The sequence below is a fragment of the Streptomyces daliensis genome (assembly GCF_054782395.1).
This window is the reverse complement of sequence record NZ_BAAGSO010000128.1, coordinates 5,952-12,149: the sequence shown is the minus strand read 5'-3', so window position 1 is coordinate 12,149 and position 6,198 is coordinate 5,952. Positions and strand designations below refer to the sequence as shown.

2 protein-coding genes are annotated in these 6,198 nt (G+C 70.7%); both read left to right on the top strand.

Annotated features, from left to right (window positions below; translation table 11 throughout):
* A partial coding sequence (locus ACYVOO_RS36925; protein ID WP_461020108.1) for an amino acid adenylation domain-containing protein occupies window positions 1-4,685 on the top strand: 4,685 nt, incomplete at its 5' end.
* The coding region (locus ACYVOO_RS36920; RefSeq protein WP_461020107.1) for a condensation domain-containing protein at window positions 4,685-6,198 on the top strand (1,514 nt) is incomplete at its 3' end. The genes ACYVOO_RS36925 and ACYVOO_RS36920, both read left to right, overlap by 1 nt.

Here is a 6,198-nt window from a genome sequence, read left to right as displayed (position 1 = left end):
CGTCCGGTTCGACGGGGAGGCCGAAGGGTGTGGCGGTCACGCACGGCGGGCTGGCCAACTATGTGGCCTGGGCGGCCGAGACATACGACATGGGGTGCGGCGGTGCGGTGCTGTATTCGTCGCTGGCGTTCGACTTGACGGTGACCAGTCTGCTGGTGCCGTTGGTCGCGGGTGCGGCGGTCTCGGTGAGCGAGGACGGTGGCGTCGAAGGGCTGGCGGAGATACTGCGTTCCGGTGGTGGGTTCGATCTGGTGAAGGTTGTACCGGCGCATCTTCCGATGCTGGCCGAGCTGCTGCCGGCCGACCGGCTGCGGAACGCCGCGCGCCGCTGGGTGGTGGGCGGTGAGGCGCTTGCGGGTGGTGAGGTGTCCCGCTGGCTGTCGGTGGCGCCGGAGTCCGTGGTGGTCAATGAGTACGGTCCCACGGAGACGGTGGTGGGCTGCTCCATCTACGAGGTCCGCTCCGGCCAGCCGCTCGGCGATGCGGTGCCGATCGGAAGGCCGATCGCCAACACCTGTCTGTATGTGCTGGATGAGGGGCTGGCGCCGGTACCCGTTGGTTCTCCGGGAGAGCTCTATGTGGCGGGGGCGGGCCTGGCGCGTGGCTATGTGGGCCGCCCGTCGCTGACTGGCGAGCGCTACGTTGCCTGCCCGTTCGGTTCCGGGGAGCGGATGTATCGCACCGGGGACCTGGCCAGGTGGAGCGCCGAGGGTGAGCTGGAGTTCCTGGGACGCGCCGACGAACAGGTCAAGATCCGCGGGTACCGCATCGAACCAGGCGAGGTTGAAGCCGCCCTGCTGGCGCACCCGGACATCGCGCAGGCCGCGGTGATCGCCCGTGAGGACATCCCGGGCGACAAGCAACTCGTCGCCTACGTCGTGCCGGCCGATCCCGGGCGCGACCACGGCAACGGCTCTCACGCGCTACAGGCGTTCGTCGCGGAGCGGTTGCCCGAATACATGGTCCCGGCAGCCTTCGTATCGCTGACCGAACTGCCGCTCACCGTCAACGGCAAGCTCGACCGCAAGGCGCTGCCCGCGCCGGAGTACAGCAGCGGCGGGGGCAGGGCGCCGGCCACCGCCCAGGAAGAGATCCTGTGCGGTGCCTTCGCCCAGGTGCTCGGGAGGGAGTCGGTCGGGGTCGACGACAACTTCTTCGCCCTCGGCGGCCACTCCCTCCTCGCGGTGCGGCTCATCTCGCGTATCCGCGCCGTACTCGACGTCGAACTGCCCCTGCGGGCACTCTTCGAGGCCCCGACCGTCGCCGGGGTGGCCGCGCGCATGGCCGGGCCCGAGACGCATCGGGACCGGGCCCGTACCGCGCTGCGGGCGACGGCGCGTCCTGAGCGGCTGCCGTTGTCGTTCGCGCAGCGGCGGCTGTGGTTCCTGGCCCAGCTGGAGGGCCCCAGCCCCACCTACAACATCCCGGTGTCGGTCCGGCTGACCGGCGACGTCGACGTGGCTGCTCTGGGCGCGGCGCTGCGGGACGTGATCGTGCGGCACGAGTCGCTGCGGACGGTCTTCCCGGAGACGGACGGCGAACCCTGCCAGCAGGTCATCGGCCCGCAGTACCTGGACTGGGAGCTGGAGCTCGTCCAGGTCGCACCCGGGGCGCTCGCCGGTGCCGTGGGCCGGGCGTCGCGCCATGCCTTCGATCTGTCGAGCGAGCTGCCGATCCGGGCGTGGCTGTTCCACGCAGGGCCGGACGAGCGGGTGCTGCACGTCGTCATGCATCACATCGCCTCCGACGGGTGGTCGGAAGGACCGCTGGCACGGGACCTGTCGACCGCGTACGAGGCGCGGCTGCGCGGCGAGGAGCCCGACTGGGAGCCACTGCCGGTGCAGTACGCCGACTACACCCTCTGGCAGCGCGACGTACTGGGCGACGAGACCGACCCCGACAGCCTGCTGTCGGCGCAGGTCGACTACTGGCGGCAGACCCTCGCCGGCGCTCCGGAGGAGCTGACGCTGCCGACCGACCGGCCGCGCCCAGCGGTCGCCACCCAGCGCGCCCACCGGGTGCCCCTCGACGTGCCTGCCGTCGTCCACCGGCGGCTGGTCGAGCTCGCCCGCACCGAGGGCGTGACGACGTTCATGGTGCTGCAAGCCGCCTTGGCCGTGACCCTGTCGCGGCTCGGCGCAGGCAGCGACATCCCCATCGGGTCACCGATCGCGGGACGCACCGACGAGGCGCTGGACGACCTCGTCGGGTTCTTCCTCAACACGCTGGTGATCAGGACCGACCTGTCCGGAGACCCCGAGTTCCGGCAGGTGCTCGGCCGGGTGCGGGAGGCGAGCCTTGGTGCATTGGCGCACCAGGACGTGCCGTTCGAGCGGCTGGTGGAGGAACTGGCACCCACCAGGGCACTGGGACGCCACCCGCTGTTCCAGGTCATGCTGACCTTGCAGAACAACCAGCGCGCGACCCTCGAACTGCCCGGTCTGCACGCAGGCGGCGCAGGATCCCTGCTCGACGAGCCCGCCTCGGCGCCGGGCAGGTACGACTTCTTCGTGTCGGTCGCGGAGGTGCTCGACGAGCACAGCCGCCCCGCCGGGCTGCGCGGCACGGTGACCGTCACGGCCGACCTGTTCGACGAACCGGCAGCGGGCAGGATGGCCGCACGATTCCTGCGGGTCCTGGAGGCGGTCAGCGCGGCACCGGACCTGCCGCTGCACGCGGTGGACATCCTGGACGGGCACGAGCGCGATCTGGTGCTGAACAGATGGAACGGCACCGAGGAGCCCGCTCCCGAGTCGACGGTCATCGACCTGTTCCAGCAGCGGGCGGCCATCGACCCCGACGCCATCGCCGTGGTGGCGGGCGGCACCGAGGTGTCGTACGGCAGGCTCGACGCCGCCGCGAACCGGCTCGCCCACCACCTGCGCACCCTCGGGGCAGGCCCCGAGACCGTGGTGGGCCTGTGCCTGCCGCGCGGTCTCCAGACGATCACGGCGATCCTGGCGGCCTGGAAGGCCGGCGCGGCGTATCTGCCGATCGACGCCAGGCTCCCCGCCGACCGCATCTCCTTCATGCTCGCCGACAGCGGCGCGCGGTTGCTGCTCACCGGCGGCGAGGCCATCGAGACCGCCGAGACTGCCGACGTCGCCGAGACCGGCGAGGCCGCTGAGTCCGCCGGGGCCACGGCACCGGTCGAGGCGCCGCCCGGCGTGGTGACCGTGCGACTGGACGACCCGGACCTGCTGGCCGCATACCCCGAGGACGGGCCGACCGTGACGTCCCATCACGCGCAGCTCGCGTACGTGATCTACACGTCGGGCTCGACGGGCACACCCAAGGGCGTGGCGGTCACCCACGGCGGGCTGGCCGGATATGTGGCGGCGGCGTCGGACCGCCTCGACTGGTCGGAACCCGGGGCGCGGTACGCCGTGCTGCAACCGCAGGTGACGGACCTGGGCAACACGGTCGTGTTCACCAGCCTGGCCACCGGCGGTCGACTCCACGTTCCGGACGAGGCCACCGTCACGGATGCCGAAGCGGTCGCGGACTACCTGGATGCGCAGCGCATCGGCTTCGTCAAGGTGGTGCCCTCGCACCTGGCGGCACTGACCTCCGCCGCCGCCGGGCCCGAGGCGGTGCTGCCCGGCAGATCGCTGGTGCTCGGTGGTGAGCCAGCTCCGGCCGCATGGGTGGGCGAACTGCTGCGAGCGGCAGGTAACCGGCAGGTCCACAACCACTACGGGCCGACCGAGACCACGATCGGGATCGCCACCGCCCGGCTGACCACGGATGCGGCCGACGGCGGTGTGGTGCCGATCGGCACACCGCTCGACGGTACCCGCGTGTTCGTCCTGGACGACGAGCTGGCGCCGGTGCCGGTCGGCGCGGTCGGCGAACTGTACGCCGCCGGTGTCCAGGTCGCCCGTGGCTACGTGGGCCGCCCCGGGCTGACGGGCGAGAGGTTCGTGGCCTGCCCGTACGGTCCCGCGGGGACGCGGATGTACCGGACCGGCGACCTGGTGAAGTGGACGTCAGGCGGGCGGCTGGTGTTCGTCGGCCGGGTGGACGAGCAGGTCAAGGTGCGTGGCTTCCGTATCGAACCCGGCGAGATCGAAGCCGCACTCCGCAGCCATCCCGGCGTGGACCGTGCCGCGGTGATCGCCCGAGAGGACACCCCGGGGAACACCCGCCTGGTCGCCTACGTCATCCCCGCCGACGGACGTGACGGCACCGACGGCACCGACGGCACCGACGGCACCGTCACGTCCGGCGGCCCGGGCGAAGAAGGCGGCGAAGGCGGACTCCGCCAGCACCTGGCCCGGCTGCTGCCGGAGTACATGGTGCCCGCCGCCATCGTCACCCTCCCCGAACTCCCGCTCACCTCGGTCGGAAAACTCGACCGCGAAGCCCTGCCGGCGCCCGGCCATCCGGCGGACCGCGCGACCCGGCGCGAGCCCGCCAACGAGAAGGAAACGCTCCTCTGCGAGGTGTTTGCCGAAGTGCTCCAGCACGAGTCGGTCGGGGTCGACGACAGCTTCTTCGAACTCGGCGGCCATTCCCTGCTCGCCATCAGTCTGCTTTCCCGCATCCGAGCGAGGCTCGGTGTGGAAGTCAAGATCAGAACCCTCTTCGAGGCACCTACCCCGGCGACGCTCGCCGCGAAATTGAGCTCCGAGAAGTCGACGACTCGACCGGCTCTTCGTCCGATGCGTAAGGAGAACCAGTGATGATCCCGTTGTCCTTCGCGCAGCGGCGGCTGTGGTTCCTGGCCCAGCTCGAAGGCCCGAGCCCGACCTACAACGTGCCACTGAGTGTTTCGCTCAGCGGCAGTCTGGACATCGAGGCGCTGGGCGCCGCGCTGCGGGACGTCGTCATCCGGCACGAGTCGCTGCGTACGCTCTGCAAGGTCTCCGACGGCGAGCCCTACCAGCACATCGTGTCCCCCGCGAACCTCGACTGGGAAATGCGGGTGCGGCACGTCGCACCCGCCGACCTGGCGGACGCCGTGGACGAGGCCGCCTGGAACACCTTCGACCTGGCCGTCGACCTGCCGATCCGAGCCTGGTTGTTCCGGACGGACGACCGGCCGGACGACGGCCTCCTGGTCGTCCTGGTCCACCACATCGCCGCCGACGGCTGGTCGATGGCGCCACTCGCCCGCGACGTCTCTCGGGCGTACGCGGCGCGGCGGCGGGGCGAGGCTCCGATGTTCGAGCCGCTGCCGGTGCAGTACGCGGACTACACCCTGTGGCAGCGGGAGCTGCTGGGCGAGGCGTCGGATCCGGAGAGTCTGCTGTCGCAGCAGGTGGAGTACTGGAAGGGCGCGCTGGCCGGTGCGCCCGAGGAGCTTGCGTTGCCGGTGGACCGGCCGCGTCCAGCGGTGATTGGGCATCGTGGGCATCGGGTGCCGGTGCGGGTGTCGGGTGAGGTGCATGAGCGGCTGGTGGAGCTGGCGCGTACGGAGGGTGCTACGCCGTACATGGTGTTGCAGGCGGCGCTGGTAGTGCTGCTGTCGCGACTCGGGGCGGGCGCTGACATTCCCATCGGAACGCCGATCGCGGGTCGTACCGATGAGGCGATGAGCGATCTGGTGGGGTTCTTCGTCAACACGCTGGTCATCCGCACGGATCTGTCGGGCGACCCGGAGTTCCGGCAGGTCCTGGGCCGGGTGCGGGACGCGAGTCTTGGCGCCTTCGAGCATCAGGACGTGCCGTTCGAGCGACTGGTGGAGGAGATCGCGCCCACACGGGTGCAGAGCCGCAACCCGTTGTTCCAGGTGATGTTCACGATGCAGAACATCCGGCGGCCCGGCCTGGATCTGCATGAGGTGAGGGCTGCTTCGGCCGATGAGGTGCTGGGGGCGCAGTCGCCGGTGGATGAGACGGCGACGGTTCCGGTGAGGTTGGATCTGCATTTCGCGATGGGGGAGATGTTCGCTGCGGATGGCCGGCCTGCGGGGGTACGCGGGTCGGTGATGGCGTCGACGGATCTGTTCGACCTGAGCACGGTGAAGGCGATGGCTGATCGCCTGATGCGGGTGCTGGAGACGGTGACCGCAGACCCGGACGTACGCCTGCACGCGGTGGACGTGTTCGACCCGCAGGAGCGGGACCGGGTACTCACCGAGTGGAACGACACGGCGTCGGTGGTGGATGGCTCGTCGGTGGTGGAGTTGTTTGAGCGGCGGGTGGTGGCGGATGCGGGTGCGGTGGCGGTGGTTGCTGGTGGTGAGTCGTTGAC